This is a genomic window from Alteromonas sp. McT4-15, from assembly GCF_020515205.1.
Lineage (GTDB): Bacteria > Pseudomonadota > Gammaproteobacteria > Enterobacterales > Alteromonadaceae > Alteromonas.
On sequence record NZ_JAJALG010000024.1, the window covers coordinates 1 to 15,557 of the forward strand.

Genomic DNA, 15,557 nt, shown 5'->3' on the forward strand with positions numbered 1-15,557 from the left:
AGACAAGGAAGTGCACACGTCGTGTAGCCATCTACATAAGTGTGCGCAGACGCAGGATAAATGCTAAACAATTGCTGCCTGAAAGGTTCATCCAAGCGAACCTCATGCGGCTTCACTCGTCGCTAATTTGGAATAACCAAACCACGCAACTCCTTCATTGCCTGATACTCGCTTGGAATGAACAAAAAGTGTACCGCAAAGGTCAACACGCTCTAGCATCTCGTCTTACACTTTTTATTGGCTAACTTTGGCCTTCGTTTGCTCAACTTCCATTAAATATCGAGAGTTGTCGTTCTTTCCCTCTTCAATTTTTTCTTTGGGCTTGTGCTGCGCGGTTGTGCCGTTTAATTCAAGCGCAGCGCCATCTCTCACATTTTTCTGCACAGTAATGGCGGCGAACAAACTTAATGTAAACGCCATACCAAAGAATCCTTTCTCGCTAAGTAGTAGCTCGGCATTTATTAGCCCGATAACCAAGAGCACTATCGCACTTGCTACCGCTACGCCTGAGGCTAAAAAGTAAGCTTTGGTACTTGGAACACCTTCCATTTTATCTCTGACTGTTTTCTGCAAGCTGATCACCGAGAATAGGCCAAACAACATAATGGTGAAGTAGTACCCTTTCTCATTGAGTGCCATTGGCGCGTTGTACAGTCCAATGAAATATGCACCTACACCCACAACTAAGGCTACAATCGACGCTATTCGAAATGCTTTTGTTGGTTTGATACTTTGCTGCATGTCTTTCTCCTAAAGAATTTCCGTTTTACCACTTTGTGTAAACACTACCGCATGACTTGCAAGGTCATATTTCTTCATATAGCGCGCCAGACTGCCAAACGTAGTGGTTTCAATTTTTCTGCCGTGATCTCGGGTTGTTATGCCGTCGCTAAACATGCTAGCCAAACCAAGTTTCGCTCGACTCATATGCACTTTTTGCGCTTCAAAGTACGCTTTTGCATTCACTTTTAATTGCCCGACGTCAGTGGTTGAGTACACTGCTGCATTCAAAACATCTAAAGTGTATTCGGTACAATTTTGTCGTTCACTATTGAACGGGTTAGCGATGACCGAATAGCGCGGATTGTGTAACAATTTAGCTTTATCTTGCAGATACATTTCTACAAGTGCCTCTTGCACTTCTTGTGTAGGGATGATGATCCCGGCCTCTAATGCATATGCCGCCCAGAAGAAATCGACCGGATAATCCGTAACAAGATGGCTAATATCGGGTTGATCTGCATCTTGATATAAATTGTGAATGGCATAGCCCTTTGCAATATCGCCATTATCTAGTTCAATGTTTGAGTAGATGGCAATCGCTGTATGTGTAAAGCGTATGCCATTTGGCAAATCTTCTGCGGGTCGCCCACGTCTGGCAATAATAAATGCTCTTGCCCCCTCAGCGGCAGCATATCTCTCTACCGATTTTGAAAACTGTGCTATGGCTTCAGGTGTAAAGTTGGGTTTGCCTGTTTGTTCACTTCCAGCATAAACAGGCCCAACAGCTACAGAACTCAACACCATTATGAATAGTAAAAAGCGTTTCATACCGTCATCTATCGCGTGGTGGTTGTCGTGACTTTTACTTTGTTTGGCGCAGGGTCTGCCGTAATAATGGTTTCGGTGACCACCAAGGGACCATTGTGATGAGTATTACTTGTATGTGAATGTCTACTTTGTGCTATCGAATCTGCGCTTTCTGCAATCACACTTCCCGTTGCAAGAACCACACTGCCGGTAACGATAATTGGGGCAGCTACTACTGCGCTGGCGACTGTTGCGGTAGAGGCTAGGCCTTCAGACGCAGCAAGTACGCTATGCTTACTTGCTTTACCACTGTGCGTTACTGAATCGTCAGCATAGACAGCGTTGACACAAAGAGCACTGCTCAACGCAGCGGCTAACATCAATGTTAATGGTGTATTTTTCATATCACTCACTCCTAAGGTGGAAAGCTAAAATGTTGCTTTCGTCACTTCCTACACTAGAGAGAGGATTAAATTTCGTAAACCATAATAATTAATGTAGTATTAATTTACACCAAGAGTATAAATATTTAATACCATGAGCCAGATTAATCTGATCTATGACACGCTTAAACAATGTTTACGAGAGCAGCGGATAACCTACAAGCAGCTTGCACAAACACTCAATGTCAGTGAAGCCAGTGTAAAGCGTAATTTTTCACTTCAGGCCTTCACATTGGAAAAGCTCGAGCAAATTTGTGAATGTTTGCACCTATCATTGAGTGAGCTCTTTCAGTTATCGCAAAAGCAGCAAGAAAAGATATCTCAACTCTCTGAAGAGCAAGAGCTCAAACTGCTGGCTAACCCTAAGTTATTGTTAGCTGCTGTATGCGTAAGAGATGGGTGGCGGTTTGATGAAATTATTAGCCACTACAACATTGAAAAAGTGGAAGGTATTAAGCTAATGACAACGCTTGATAAACTCAAACTCATTGAGTTACTGCCTAACAACCGTTACAAGTTGCTCATTGCGCAAGATTTTAGATGGATACCAGGCGGACCGTTGGCGAAGTTTATGGAAAATGAGGTGATGGTGAAATTCATGGCTCCAAAAAAGAATGAACCCTGGATGTTTCGCTCATATCTTCGCGGTCGCTACTCTCCATCCTCAGTAGCCATTATTCAGCGCCGATTGGAACAGTTACGCCAAGAAGCGGCCAAGCTGAGTAGCGAAGACAACGCACTTCCCATTGAAGAACGTCAGCATATAGGCTTACTCATGGCAATGCGGCCTTGGGAGCCTTCGCTTTTTGAGAATATGCGGCGTAGGTAAAGGTTGAGATAAGCCACAATACTTCATGGACAATGTCAGTGTATTACGTGTTTCGTGATAAACTTTGTTTTTAGATTCACAACAAAGCAGCATTTAATAATGGATCAGCAACCTAACAACCCATTACACGGGGTTACCTTAGAAAAGATAGTAACTCAACTGCAGGAACGATATGGTTGGGAGGGCTTATATTACCGAATAAAAATAAATTGCTTTAACAATGACCCTTCAGTGAAATCATCACTAAAGTTTTTGCGAAAAACACAGTGGGCACGAGACAAAGTAGAGCAACTTTATATTCAAACTTTCGCTAACTAATTATCGAGCGTGCTGCATTGTGGGTCTGGGAAAGCAACACGCTCCAATGCGTGGAATGAACCTGCTCACCCCACTAGGTTCTTTGATGGCTACTTAAGCATCGGTATACAAAGTAGTTATCCACTTCTCTTCACTAATGAAGTTCCAGCTCCAGTCAGCCCATTTGTCGTCTAAGCCCATCGCTTTGACCTCTTCGAGGGATTTGCCATCTTGCTTGAGTGATTTAACGTAGCTAAACGTTTCGCTGATCATATTCAAAAAGGTGGTGTATTCCTTCTTGTTACTCAATTTACCATGACCAGGAATAACAACCGTATCGTCATCAATTTTATTAAGTAAGTGCTGCACAGATTCCATATATCCCTCGACGTTACCACCCGCGCCTTGGTCAATATAAGGAAACATACCGTTAAAGAATAAATCGCCAGTGTGTAGTACATCAGGCTGTTCAAACCACACAACGCTATCACCATCAGTATGCCCAACTGGCAGGTGCATCACGTGAACGGTTTCACCGTTGAAGTAAATTTTGATGCCTTCATCATAGGTTACTGTTGGCAGTGCTTCAGGTTTTACTTTTTCATCACTTGCCAAGCGTACACGAACATTCTCGTGCGCAAAAATGGTTGCCCCCTTGTGACTATGGAAAAACGCATTAGAGCCCGTGTGATCACCATGGTAGTGTGTATTGATGACATATTTAGGCTTGTCGCTGCCCAGTTCACCTAGTGCAGATGCAATTTTTTCAGCCAAAGGCGCGAATTGATCATCAATAATAAGTACGCCATCTTCACCAGCAGAAACACCAATATTTCCCCCCATACCAGTAAGCATATGCACAGCCCCTCTTACTTCAGTGGCTTTTACTTCAACATCAGCGAACCTATCTTGCGCGAAAGCTTGATTCAAAGGAGATATGGCCACCAATGCCGCCAATATGAGTGAACGTGAACGAATTGCAGAGTGCATGAGTTATTCCTTGTGTTATGGGCGTATTATTATTCTTAAATAAGACCTTCTACACTATGACCTAATTTCAAAATTAGATCATTTTTTCGTCATTAGGTATATCTCCCACGTAGGCAAACCGCGGTAATGTTTCACCATCTCGGTCAACCGTTTCAATAAACATGTCCAGTGGCCTTACCCACAATGCTCGTTCACCATAGCAGGGTCTATAAACAACAAGTTTAGTTTCATCCTCAGAATGCGTGGCAACCTCGTATACATCGTACAAATTACCTTTATAGTGTTTGTAGCGGCCTGGCGTAATTAACTGTGTGTGATTCATTTTAAAGTCCAATAAATAGTTGTTGGTATGCTTAGAAATCAAAAGGCAATGTAAGTTGCTGTGTTGCGTGCTGTGCGGCAAGTCCAATATGAAGACCCACTAAGCGGATCCCGCGTCCATTAGCCCGTTCAAACGCTTCTTCCATCAACTCATGAAAGTAACGCTCATTAAGCGATGCTTGACGATGTTCTACTGTCGTCAATTGAAAGTCGTTAAATTTTAGCTTTACGCCCTGAGTTCGCAAACGTACGGGTTTGCCCGTGCGTTTGCTGTGATTTTCCATACGCTGCTCAAGCTTTTCAAGTAAATGAGGCAAATAGGCCTTACACTGCTCTAGAGTGTGGATATCCTCGCTCAAGGTACGTTCTACGCCTATCGATTTTCGCTCTCTTGACACCGACAACTCGCGATCATCAATGCCATGTGCACGTTCCCACAACACACTACCAAACTTACCCAGCTCTTTCTGAATGCGCTCAAAAGGATACTGCCTGACATCGTTGCAGGTAGTCAGACCGAGCCTTTGAAGTTTTTGCATAGTGACTTTGCCCACACCGGGGATCTTTTTAAGCGGCATTTCACGAACGAACGCATCAAGCTTTTCAGGAGTTATCACACAAATTCCATCAGGCTTGTTTTCATCACTGGCAACCTTTGCAACGAATTTGCAAGGCGCTACCCCCGCAGAGGCGGTAAGTCCCAACTCACTCTTAATACGTGCTCTTATCTCCTCTGCCATCAACGTGGCACTACCACCACAAAACTGACTGTTAGTAACATCAAGATAGGCTTCATCTAGAGATAATGGCTCTATTAGGTCTGTGTAGTCGGAAAAAATCTTACGTATTTTCTGTGACTCATTGGCGTAGACCTCCATTCGTCCCTTTACCAAAGTAAGGTTTGGGCACAATTTCATGGCATAAGCCGTGGCCATAGCAGAGCGCACACCAAATTTACGTGCGGGGTAGTTGCAGGTAGAGATAACACCGCGCCTGTCGGAGCTCCCCCCAATGGCGATGGGAATATCACGCAGCGCTGGGTTATCGCGCATTTCAACTGCGGCATAAAAACAATCCATGTCGACGTGGATAATTTTTCGCATAACCTGCCTTTGCTATTAACGCCATATTGCGTAAAACTGTACAAATAGACAGTATATTATCAATAGCGTTTAATTACACTATCTCGTTATGAAATATTGGTGTGGTTAACGGGTCCCTCGCCCCATATAAAAGGCAGGAAAGTAAACGAATGCATTTTATTTGGCAGGTCGACAAAACGAGAGTCTTCAATAAAAAACGGCGACACACCAAGGTTGATGTGTCGCCGTTCAATTATAAAATCGCCTATAAAAGTATAAAAATTAACGTAAGCAGAGCGACTTAATCAACTCGGCCTAACCAGTACATCGCCCGAGATGTTGCCATCATCACTTCTAGGCTTCCCTCAGCAGATTTTCTCGCATGTAGAGAGTGACTGCGAGCCGAACCAATTAACGCAGGGCTTTTCCAAATACTAATGCCTTCAACCGTCATTTCGCTGAGTTCAGAAGTACCGTAATACTCCCAATCATCGTCATTCGCAGACGTCACAAGAAGTGTCTGTTCTGTGGCGGTTACTGGATTTGCTGCCATGTCGACGATATCCATACTTACCGAAACGTCTGATGTTTTAGTCAAACTGGTGTCAGTTACTTCATACATAACCAAGGATTGGTTTTGATCGTTATAACAAGCTAGCTCCGAGGCAGCGTCACTATCTGCATTAACAAAGGTAAGACGCGCGCAAGAAATATCCGCACTTGCCTGAATAGAAAAGCCTGACGCTGTTGGCTTAAGTATTTGTGTTATGTCGTTGCCTTGAGACAGTGCCACATACACATTGCCATTCATTGCCACAATATCAAAATCACGGAAATATTGAGTCATTGTGTAAGTCGCCAAGATAACTTGATTGTTTACGTCGATAGCTTTTAACGTGCGACCATCAACATAGACAGCATCTTCAAAACCATCGTTATTGAAGTCGAACGCCTTGATAACTGAAACATCATTTGAATAGCTACCGGTAATCTCATATTGAATAGAGAAGTCATTTAACTGCATTGCAGCAAATGCGCCATCATAGGTTTGTGCAGTAGGTAGGAATAAATCGCCGGCACCGTCATTGTTGTAGTCGGTAGTGACAGCAATACGAGAACCATCCCAGTTAGAAGAAATCTCTTCACTAGTGATGTAATTCCCCGTGTTCTCCATTAGTAAGACCTTGGAGCCATCATAACCGTTACCGGTACTTGGCACGAAGAAAACTGCGCGTTCATCACCAGGATACAAATCAGCCCACCCAGCCGCATTAAAGCTATCTAATTGATGCGTGGTTGCTGTTGTTTTTATTGTTGCAGAAGTTGCCGTGACATCTGCCGTTACGAGTAAATCCTCGCCAGAATGTGTAGTGCCAGTGCCCCACAATAGTTCATTAAGGCCATCATTGTCGGCATCGCCAAGGGTTAGCGAAGACGAACCGTGATCAACCATATCAACGCTAAATACAGAAGTGAGCGTGTTATTAGACAGCTTCATGGCGTGAATATTGCCCCACTGGCAGTCACCTACAAGCAACACGGGAGTACTATCCTCGGTCAGTTTCCCTGAACTAATGTCACAAGTGTTAAAATTCTCAATACTCGTAATCTGAGATTTGTTCTGTGCTGAGTACACATAAATGTAAGACCAACTGTCTGCCCCTACAATTTCTTCAATACCGTCGCCATTTATGTCGGCAACAGCAATGTGGCTAGTACTAAATCCTGAATTCAAAAACCACTGGTTTTCTCCAGATTCAAGGTCATAGACCAAACCAGAATTTGTAACTAATTCTAACTGAGCGTCGGAGTCTACGTTACCCAGTGCAATTTCGTAGCTGTCTTCTGCGGTGAAAGTGAACAACGGCGATTCGGGCGAACCGAGATCAACGACAACAATATCACTGGCTTCACCATAGTCACTTGACGAGTACAAATAGGCCAATTCGTCGTCACCATCGTTATCAATATCGCCGAGAACAGCACTATGTATGTAATTGTCGGTAGTAAGAAGCGTGGTTGCCGTTTCGTCAACGTCGGTAATCACAGATACGCTGTGTTGAGATATCACAATAATATCGGGATAATCGTCGTTATCAAAATCGGTACTGAGAACTTGCTTAACTGTTCCACCTTGCTCGATTATATAGGGATACATCCAGGTTTGGTTATAGCTGCCGTTTTGATAAGACAGCAAGAACACACGGTTTTGAGAATCGGTAGAGAGAACTTCATTTTCACCGTCGTGGTCGAAATCACCAATTACCATTGAATTGTTTATTTTAGGCACTTCAACACCCGAACGTGCTAACTCTTGTACTTCATAGTTAGTCACTGAAACATGGGTTTTGACAACTTCAGCACCGTCTTCACCTGTCGAAAAAGCAAATGCGTAATGCTGGGTTTTAAACAACTGATTGCTCGGCGCCTGCCAAGAAATTAATCCGTCTTCATTAATAGTTGCTCCTGAAGGCGCTGACACTAAAGTGGGAACACCTTGATTGTCGCCAAGGTCAGGGTCAGACACAATTGCTCTGAATTCGATATATTCTCCAGGAGACACTGAATCAGGTAAGTTTTCAAACGCGACCTGTGCTGGGGCATCCGACAGAGTAATTGAAATGCGTCCTGACTCTACAATATTCGCGCTATCTGAGACGACCATAGACACTTCTACTACATCGTTAAATACAGCGCGGTAGGCTGGAAAGGTATCCCCTGTAACGTCTTCTACTAAGCTACCATTTAGATACCAGCGGAAACTGACCGATAAATCTTCGTCTTCTGTATCGCTATCATAATAATAGCCGGGACTGACAGTAATAGGTGTCGTCGTGTCCACTGTGTCCCAGGCGTAAAAATCAGGTGCATAGACAGTTGGTGGGATGGACATGTCAGCAATAGCGACAAGTAATCTATCTGCAAGGTTACCACGAATTAATTCATAGGCTTCAACTATAAATGTACCTACGTCGTAGGTACCGTCGTTATCTGTATCTTCTAAATAACGAATAATGCCTTGTTCGAAAAGTAAGGTTGCAGTTTTATCACCCGCTACAACTACCTCCCCCACAGACATGTAAGGCCATAAATACTCAGGGGACTCTGCTTCGACGGCTAGTTTACCTTTAGAGCCAACATAAAAGTCAAATTCAGCATGGTTAACGCTTTCATTGGGCGAATCAGATATGTTGTAATTCCCCATTAATTTATATTGCTCTGAGCCAATAGTAAACGCGATATATTGGCTGGTGTCTGAGTGATAGCTACTGTTAGTTTCGTTGAAGCCTTCATCGATTGAGACGACGCCTGACAACGTATGAGGTATATCTTCGTTAGTCCAGGTAAGACTGTCGAAATACATACTGTATTTCACAGCGCTCTCTGACACGCTTTCAATGACAATAGCCGTTGAACCGGTAATAGCAACGCCATTGCTGGATAACCAGCAGTTTTGGTAATCCATAGCGATGGTCCCTGTGAGGGTACTGGACAACTTACCGTCATAAGTAACACTACCGCCTTGATCACAGGAATAGGTTTTTTTAATTGTGCCGCCGTTCACGTCATTAGAAAAATCCTGTTCTGCCAGTTCTGGCACTGTCGTGACAGAATCATTAAATAATAAATTAAAGACTTGTTGAACCAATTCTAGTTCTACTTCCGCATTGGCTGTTTTGCCTGTGTACTGGGCGTTTGCAATTGCCCTTGCAGCAGTATTGAGTTGAGACGCGTCGTAGTCTTTCGCGTTTTTGATGATTGTAGATGACGAAACCGAAGAAGAGCCTCCGTTTACCGGCCCCCCAGAATCCGACCCTCCGCCGCCACATGCAGCTAAGGATAATGCGATTATACTGAAGATCCCGATACGTACACTGGGTGTCATAGCTCTTCCTTGATGTTTTATAAATGGTATTGGATTTTTATGTGGCCTAAATTTAACCCAAATACAAATGTGGAGCAACGAAATATGGGCTAAGTAAAGTGAAGAGCCCGCATTAAAAAAGCTTCTCGTCGGCTCATTTGTAAATGATAACTATCCTTTAATTCGCGATCCATAAAGCAAACCTAAAGTTGACTCGAATTACCTGTCCCGATTCCATGGAATGTGTTTGCCTTTCGGAAACAAAAAAGCGCCGTCGATTTACTCAAACAGCGCTTTTAAATAGATAGTTTATATTGCAAGAAACGTTACAAAATTTGATTTTGCTTCCATTCGTTTAGCTTTTTCTGACGCGCTTCTTCTTTTTCCATACGCATCTTTTTGCGATCGCATGGTTCAGGGCAATCACACGCCTTTTCTATACCAAGCGCGCCAAGGCCACCGCAGCTACCAGAAATAGATTTCTTCTGTACCAAGTAACCTACCGCCATTGCTAAAACCATGGCAAGAAAGAAACCAAACGCAAGAATGAATGTAGACATTGCTACCCCCTAATTATGAACTGTCACCAGTTTATCAAATTCTGGCGATGCATACTCGTCAAAACCATCTGCTGTGCGACGAATGAGAAAAACAGCAAGTTGTTCTTGTTCCGCAATGGCAATAGCCTGCTCCCAGCCCATCACGTTGAAGGCAGTCGCAAGACCATCAGCCGTCATTGACGACGGGTGAACCACAGTCACCGACACTAAGTTGTGTGAAATAGGCGAACCCGTCGTTGGATCGATCAAATGCGAATAGCGCTTTCCATCTTCTTCGTAATAGTTACGATAATCGCCCGATGTCGCTACTGCATTAGTCCCAATAGACACAACTTTTTGCACCGCACGTTCAGTAGTAACCGGCTTTTCTATTGCTATAAGCCATTCACTTCCATCACCACGCTCGCCGCGTACGCGCATTTCTCCGCCTATCTCAACAAGGTAGTCTTCAATACCACGTTGTTCCAATATTTCAGCAACTTCGTCAACACCAAAGCCCTTAGCAATGGTCGATAGGTCGACGTAAAGCATAGGGTGTGACTTCTTAAGACCGGTTGGCGTGGTAGAAAGTTTCGCATAGCCCACATAATCTGCTATCTCGTCAATATCAGCTTGTGTAGGCACCTTTTCAGGCCGCTTTGTAGGGCCAAAACCCCACAAATTGACTAAAGGTCCAACGGTAACATCAAGAACGCCGCCACTTAAACGAGCAAGGCGTAGCGCTTCGTTCACTACCACCAATGTATCTGGCGATACTGCAAAATTATCGGTATAGCGATATTGATTAAAGCGAGACAGCTCTGACGTTGGATCATACGTAGACATCATTTTGTTCACGTCCACCAAGCGCGCATCTATTTCAGCTTGCAGTGCATTGGCATCTACGCCGTCTGTCTCTTTTTCATCAACAAGGTATTTAACGTTATAGGTTGTCCCCATTGTTTGCCCTTGCAGATGCACCACTGGGCGCTGCTCATCACTGCAGCTGGCAAGCAACAAGATACCAATGGCGACTACTGCCAAAAAAATTCGCAAAGCAAATCGAACCACGTTGTTGTCCTTAATTCATTTCCATACAGCTTAGACCCTACCCTTATGGGGCTTTGGATCAACTTGAATAAAAAAGGGGCTTGCGCCCCTTTTTATTATTCTTAAATACTAGTTGTAAACAGTAGATTAACCACCGAAGTCATCTAGCATGATGTTTTCGTCTTCAACACCTAAATCTTTAAGCATGTTGATAACGGCTGCGTTCATCATAGGTGGTCCACACATGTAGAACTCACAGTCTTCTGGCGCAGGGTGATCTTTCAAGTAGTTCTCTAGAAGAACTTGGTGAATAAACCCTGTATAGCCTTCCCAGTTGTCCTCTGGCTGAGGATCTGAAAGTGCTACATGCCATTCAAAGTTATCATTCTCTGCTGCTAGTTCATCGAAATCTTCTACGTAGAACATTTCGCGAAGTGAACGAGCACCGTACCAGAAGCTGATCTTACGGTCAGACTTAAGACGACGAAGTTGGTCGAAGATATGTGAACGCATTGGCGCCATACCTGCACCACCACCAACGAATACCATTTCTGCATCAGTGTCTTTAGCGAAGAATTCACCAAATGGACCAGAGATAGTCGCTTTATCACCTTCTTTCAGGCTCCAGATGTACGATGACATCTTACCTGCAGGTAGGCTTAGGTTATTAGGCGGCGGCGTAGCGATACGCACGTTCAGCATGATAATGCCTTCTTCTTCTGGGTAGTTCGCCATTGAGTATGCACGAATTGTTTCTTCGTCAACTTTAGACTCAATATCAAAGAAGCCGAAACGCTCCCAGTCGCCACGATATTCTTCAGGAATATCGAACTCTTTGTACTTAACGTGGTGCGCAGGCGCTTCAATTTGAATGTAACCACCCGCACGGAATGGAACGCTCTCGCCATTTGGAATTTTAAGCTTAAGTTCTTTGATGAACGTTGCTTTGTTATCGTTAGAGATAACTTCACAATCCCACTTCTTAACACCAAATACAGACTCTTCAAGTTCGATTTCCATGTCTTGCTTAACGGCAACCTGACATGAAAGACGACAACCTTCGCGTGCTTCACCTTTAGTGATGTGGTCAAGCTCTGTAGGTAGAATCTCACCACCACCAGAATGTACGTCTACACGACACTGACCACATGAACCACCGCCACCACATGCTGATGATACGAAGAAACCTGCGTCTGCTAGTGCACCTAGTAGCTTGCCACCCGGTGCAGTTTTAATTGCTTTGTCTGGGTCACCATTAATAGTGATAGTTACATCACCAGTTGGTACCAGCTTAGACTTAGCAAACATAATTATAAATACTAGCGCCAATACAATGGCAATGAACATGCCGACGCCAAGAAATATTTCTACATTATTCATTTAGATGCTCCCGAGCTTATTACAGCTGAATACCAGTGAAAGACTGGAAGCCAAGGGCCATTAGACCCGCGATCATGAATACAGAACCCAGACCACGAACACCATCAGGCATATCGGCATACTTCAGTTTTTCACGTACTGCCGCTAGCAATACAATTGCTAGTGCCCAGCCCATACCACTACCTACGCCGTATACGATGCTTTCAGTAAAGTTGTATTCACGTTGAACCGCAAACGCTACACCACCGAAGATCGCACAGTTAACAGTAATTAGCGGAAGGAAGATACCTAGTGCGTTATAAAGCGCTGGGAAGAACTTGTCTAAGCTCATCTCTAGAATCTGAACCAATGCAGCGATAACACCGATAAACGTTAGGAAGTTAAGGAAGCTTAGGTCAGCTTCAGGGAAACCTGCCCAAGCCAATGCGCCAGGTGCAAGAATGTTTACATAAATAACTTGGTTAACCGGTACAGAAATACCTAGTACTACGATAACGGCAACACCAAGACCCATAGCAGTTTTAACTTTCTTAGATACCGCAAGGAAGGTACACATACCCAAGAATAGTGACAACGCCATGTTCTCAACGAAGATTGAGCGAACAAATAACGACAAATAATGTTCCATGACTTACTCCTTAGGCTCAACTTGCTCTGGACGGATAGTACGGATAAACCAAATCATACCGCCGATTAAGAAGAATGAGCTGAATGGTAGGATTAACAAACCGTTACCCTGATACCAACCACCGTTTTGAACCAGTGGAAGAATTTCGAAACCTAAGATAGTACCGAAACCAAATAGCTCTTTAATTGTACCGATAACAATTAGAATGAAAGAGTAACCCAAGCCGTTACCAATACCATCAAGGAAGCTCATCAGAGGTGGGCTCTTCATGGCATAGGCTTCTGCACGACCCATTACGATACAGTTCGTGATTATCAGACCAACGAATACCGACAGCTGCTTCGATATTTCATACGAATAGGCTTTCAGAATTTGGTCAACAACGATTACCAACGACGCAATGATGGTCATCTGGATAATAATTCGAACGCTAGATGGGATCTGGTTACGAATTAGTGAAATAAACAAGTTTGAGAACGCTACAACGCTAGTAAGCGCAAGCGACATTACCAACGCTGTTTCCAACTTGGTTGTAATAGCAAGTGCTGAACAAATCCCTAGTACCTGAAGGGCGATCGGGTTGTTGTCCAGAATTGGCCCAAAGAGGGCCTTTTTCATTTCTTTAGTATCTGCCATGAGACTTCCCTTATGAACGCCATGCTTGGTTCTTCAGGAACTGGCCGAAGCCTTGCTCGCCTACCCAGTAACGTACTGTGTTTTCAACACCGTTGCTGGTTAGGGTTGCACCTGAAAGCGCATCAATAGTGTGAGGATTGCTAGGGTTAGCATTTTTAACTACACGAATAGCAACTTCGCCATTTTCATACAGTTCCTTGCCGTCCCATTTTGCCTGCCAAGCAGGGTTTTGCACTTCACCACCTAGTCCTGGCGTTTCTTTTTGCTGGTAGTAAATAAGCTCGCGAACTGTTTGTCCGTCAGCATCTACCGCTAAGAAACCGTACATAAGATCCCAAAGGCCGCTGCCGTGTACAGGAAGAATGATACGAGATACATCACCTGCCTCGTCGCGCACTAAGTAAACACTTGCCACGTTAGGGCGACGTTGGAAGCCGACATTGCTGCCTTCTACTTTAGTGCTTGTCTCAGTTACCTTTGCTGCTTTGTACATATCGTAATCTTGACTCGGCGCTTCTACGAACGCACCGTTGTCTAGGTCTACGTAACGCTGTTCTACTCGCTCGCTGTACGTGCTTTCAATTGCGCTATTGCTCATGCCCGTTTCATAAAGGCCAGCAGCAGTTAGGATGTTGCTCTTCTTATCTAGAGCTGCGTTTGTTTGCTGTAAAGAGCGAAGGCCAACAGCCGCGCCAGAAACAACAATTGAACAAACTAAACATACGGCAACAACAATACCTACCGTTTTGCCTAAAGATTCTTTCTTAGCCGACACGTGCTACCCTCCGCTTGATATTGCTTTGTGCGACGAAATAGTCGAACAGTGGCGCCCACAAGTTAGCAAATAGAATTGCTAGCATTACACCTTCAGGGAAGGCTGGGTTTAGGACGCGGATTAGTACCGTCATGAAACCAATGAAGATACCATAAGCCCACTTACCTTGGTTTGTGAACGACGCAGAAACTGGGTCTGTCGCCATAAAAAACATACCAAAAGCAAGACCACCAACAACAAAGTGCCAATGTGCAGGCATTGCAAACATAGGGTTAGTATCACTGCCGATTAGGTTTAGCAAGGTTGCGAAGAACGCCACACCAATCGCCACACCAGCAACAATGCGCCAGCTTGCTATACGCATATACATGATGAACAAACCACCAAGAATGATAGCAAGAGTCGACACCTCACCCGCTGAACCTGAGATAGTACCGATGAAGCTATTCATCCACTGATCCATGTTCGCGTAGTCAAGGTTGCCAGAAGCCGCTTGGCTTAGAGACGTTGCACCAGAATAACCATCTGCTGCTACCCATACTTGGTCACCTGAAATTTGCGCTGGATACGCAAAGTAAAGGAATGCACGACCAGACAGTGCTGGGTTAAGGAAGTTACGACCTGTACCACCGAATACTTCTTTAGCAATTACAACACCAAAAGTAATACCTAGTGCAACTTGCCATAGTGGGATAGTAGCCGGAAGCGTTAGTGCAAACAGTACCGATGTTACGAAGAAACCTTCGTTAACTTCGTGCTTACGCACAGAAGCGAAAAGTACTTCCCAGAAACCACCTACCGCAAACGTAACTGCGTAGATTGGAAGCCAGAAACACGCACCGTAGAAGAACAAGCCCAATGTGCCTGCATTCGTCAAGTCACCACCAAGTGCAGCGAATAAGCCCGCTTGCCACGTGTCAGGTAGTGTACCTGCACCAGCTGCAATTGCTTCTTGCGCTTGGAAACCGATGTTGTACATACCGAAGAACATAGCTGGGAATGTTGCCATCCATACCATGATCATGATGCGCTTAAGGTCGATGCTATCACGCACGTGCGTGTTAGCTTTGTTTACTTTACCTGGGGTGTAGAAAATGGTCGCCGCAGCTTCGTAAAGCGCATACCACTTTTCATGTTTACCACCTGGCTCGAAGTTTGGTTCGATCTTTTCTAAATACGCTTTTAAACCCAT

At 44.3% G+C, this 15,557-nt stretch carries 16 protein-coding genes; 2 read left to right on the plus strand and 14 right to left on the minus strand.

All coding sequences use genetic code 11. The annotated features are described in order from the left end of the window. Window positions 1-234 precede the first annotated feature (234 nt). The 3 genes from yiaA to LHL20_RS14995 are packed head-to-tail and all read right to left on the minus strand — an operon-like array spanning window position 235 to window position 1,934. Window positions 235-741, minus strand: a complete 507-nt coding sequence (gene yiaA / locus LHL20_RS14985) for an inner membrane protein YiaA (RefSeq protein WP_201284025.1) — start codon at window positions 739-741, stop codon at window positions 235-237. Window positions 742-750: 9 nt separating this feature from the next. Then, complete coding sequence (locus LHL20_RS14990; RefSeq protein ID WP_226433883.1) at window positions 751-1,551, minus strand: DUF2145 domain-containing protein; 801 nt, start codon at window positions 1,549-1,551, stop codon at window positions 751-753. Window positions 1,552-1,559: 8 nt separating this feature from the next. Continuing rightward, window positions 1,560-1,934, minus strand: coding sequence for a hypothetical protein (locus LHL20_RS14995; RefSeq protein WP_226433884.1), 375 nt, complete (start codon window positions 1,932-1,934; stop codon window positions 1,560-1,562). A gap of 133 nt (window positions 1,935-2,067) precedes the next feature. Here LHL20_RS14995 and LHL20_RS15000 point away from each other — a divergent pair, with 133 nt between their 5' ends. Both LHL20_RS15000 and LHL20_RS15005 read left to right on the plus strand, forming a co-directional pair. Further along, complete coding sequence (locus tag LHL20_RS15000) at window positions 2,068-2,802, plus strand: helix-turn-helix domain-containing protein (protein WP_226433885.1); 735 nt, start codon at window positions 2,068-2,070, stop codon at window positions 2,800-2,802. Between the two features lie 99 nt (window positions 2,803-2,901). After that, entirely contained in the window at window positions 2,902-3,120 is a 219-nt protein-coding gene (locus tag LHL20_RS15005; RefSeq protein WP_226433886.1) for a VF530 family DNA-binding protein, read from the plus strand. Between the two features lie 93 nt (window positions 3,121-3,213). Here the strand turns inward: LHL20_RS15005 and LHL20_RS15010 are convergent, their stop codons facing one another. From LHL20_RS15010 to LHL20_RS15060, 11 genes are all read right to left on the minus strand, one after another. Next, a complete protein-coding gene (locus LHL20_RS15010; RefSeq protein ID WP_226433887.1) occupies window positions 3,214-4,089 on the minus strand; it encodes an MBL fold metallo-hydrolase in 876 nt (291 codons plus the stop codon). Between the two features lie 73 nt (window positions 4,090-4,162). Next, entirely contained in the window at window positions 4,163-4,411 is a 249-nt protein-coding gene (locus tag LHL20_RS15015; protein ID WP_159627765.1) for a DUF1653 domain-containing protein, read from the minus strand. A 31-nt stretch (window positions 4,412-4,442) separates the two neighbouring features. Beyond that, entirely contained in the window at window positions 4,443-5,513 is a 1,071-nt protein-coding gene (dinB, locus tag LHL20_RS15020; RefSeq protein ID WP_226433888.1) for a DNA polymerase IV, read from the minus strand. 280 nt (window positions 5,514-5,793) lie between these two features. Then, complete coding sequence (locus LHL20_RS15025) at window positions 5,794-9,378, minus strand: FG-GAP repeat domain-containing protein (protein ID WP_226433889.1); 3,585 nt, start codon at window positions 9,376-9,378, stop codon at window positions 5,794-5,796. Window positions 9,379-9,683: 305 nt separating this feature from the next. Further along, window positions 9,684-9,917, minus strand: coding sequence for a (Na+)-NQR maturation NqrM (gene nqrM / locus LHL20_RS15030; protein ID WP_159627761.1), 234 nt, complete (start codon window positions 9,915-9,917; stop codon window positions 9,684-9,686). A gap of 9 nt (window positions 9,918-9,926) precedes the next feature. Beyond that, window positions 9,927-10,967, minus strand: a complete 1,041-nt coding sequence (locus LHL20_RS15035; protein ID WP_226433890.1) for an FAD:protein FMN transferase — start codon at window positions 10,965-10,967, stop codon at window positions 9,927-9,929. Between the two features lie 126 nt (window positions 10,968-11,093). After that, the gene (gene nqrF / locus LHL20_RS15040; protein ID WP_202262536.1) at window positions 11,094-12,326 is read right to left on the minus strand and encodes an NADH:ubiquinone reductase (Na(+)-transporting) subunit F; all 1,233 of its coding nucleotides are present in this window, start codon (window positions 12,324-12,326) and stop codon (window positions 11,094-11,096) included. Window positions 12,327-12,345: 19 nt separating this feature from the next. Further along, complete coding sequence (gene nqrE, locus LHL20_RS15045) at window positions 12,346-12,954, minus strand: NADH:ubiquinone reductase (Na(+)-transporting) subunit E (RefSeq protein WP_014950794.1); 609 nt, start codon at window positions 12,952-12,954, stop codon at window positions 12,346-12,348. A gap of 3 nt (window positions 12,955-12,957) precedes the next feature. Then, on the minus strand, window positions 12,958-13,590 hold the full coding sequence (locus tag LHL20_RS15050; protein ID WP_014950795.1) for an NADH:ubiquinone reductase (Na(+)-transporting) subunit D: 633 nt from the start codon (window positions 13,588-13,590) through the stop codon (window positions 12,958-12,960). 10 nt (window positions 13,591-13,600) lie between these two features. Then, window positions 13,601-14,365: a Na(+)-translocating NADH-quinone reductase subunit C gene (locus LHL20_RS15055; RefSeq protein ID WP_202262537.1), complete on the minus strand. Its 765-nt coding sequence runs from the start codon at window positions 14,363-14,365 to the stop codon at window positions 13,601-13,603. Next, window positions 14,355-15,557: an NADH:ubiquinone reductase (Na(+)-transporting) subunit B gene (locus tag LHL20_RS15060; protein WP_159627755.1), complete on the minus strand. Its 1,203-nt coding sequence runs from the start codon at window positions 15,555-15,557 to the stop codon at window positions 14,355-14,357. The genes LHL20_RS15055 and LHL20_RS15060 overlap by 11 nt, the downstream gene beginning before the upstream one ends.

Coding starts and splice junctions, on each gene's coding strand:
- nqrM (WP_159627761.1), bottom strand. CDS start 9,917: ATGTCTACATTCATTCTTGCGTTTGGTTTCTTTCTTGCCATGGTTTTA.
- LHL20_RS15005 (WP_226433886.1), top strand. CDS start 2,902: ATGGATCAGCAACCTAACAACCCATTACACGGGGTTACCTTAGAAAAG.
- yiaA (WP_201284025.1), bottom strand. CDS start 741: ATGCAGCAAAGTATCAAACCAACAAAAGCATTTCGAATAGCGTCGATT.
- LHL20_RS14995 (WP_226433884.1), bottom strand. CDS start 1,934: ATGAAAAATACACCATTAACATTGATGTTAGCCGCTGCGTTGAGCAGT.
- LHL20_RS15025 (WP_226433889.1), bottom strand. CDS start 9,378: ATGACACCCAGTGTACGTATCGGGATCTTCAGTATAATCGCATTATCC.
- nqrF (WP_202262536.1), bottom strand. CDS start 12,326: ATGAATAATGTAGAAATATTTCTTGGCGTCGGCATGTTCATTGCCATT.
- LHL20_RS15000 (WP_226433885.1), top strand. CDS start 2,068: ATGAGCCAGATTAATCTGATCTATGACACGCTTAAACAATGTTTACGA.
- LHL20_RS14990 (WP_226433883.1), bottom strand. CDS start 1,551: ATGAAACGCTTTTTACTATTCATAATGGTGTTGAGTTCTGTAGCTGTT.
- dinB (WP_226433888.1), bottom strand. CDS start 5,513: ATGCGAAAAATTATCCACGTCGACATGGATTGTTTTTATGCCGCAGTT.
- nqrE (WP_014950794.1), bottom strand. CDS start 12,954: ATGGAACATTATTTGTCGTTATTTGTTCGCTCAATCTTCGTTGAGAAC.
- LHL20_RS15015 (WP_159627765.1), bottom strand. CDS start 4,411: ATGAATCACACACAGTTAATTACGCCAGGCCGCTACAAACACTATAAA.
- LHL20_RS15050 (WP_014950795.1), bottom strand. CDS start 13,590: ATGGCAGATACTAAAGAAATGAAAAAGGCCCTCTTTGGGCCAATTCTG.
- LHL20_RS15060 (WP_159627755.1), bottom strand. CDS start 15,557: ATGGGTTTAAAAGCGTATTTAGAAAAGATCGAACCAAACTTCGAGCCA.
- LHL20_RS15010 (WP_226433887.1), bottom strand. CDS start 4,089: ATGCACTCTGCAATTCGTTCACGTTCACTCATATTGGCGGCATTGGTG.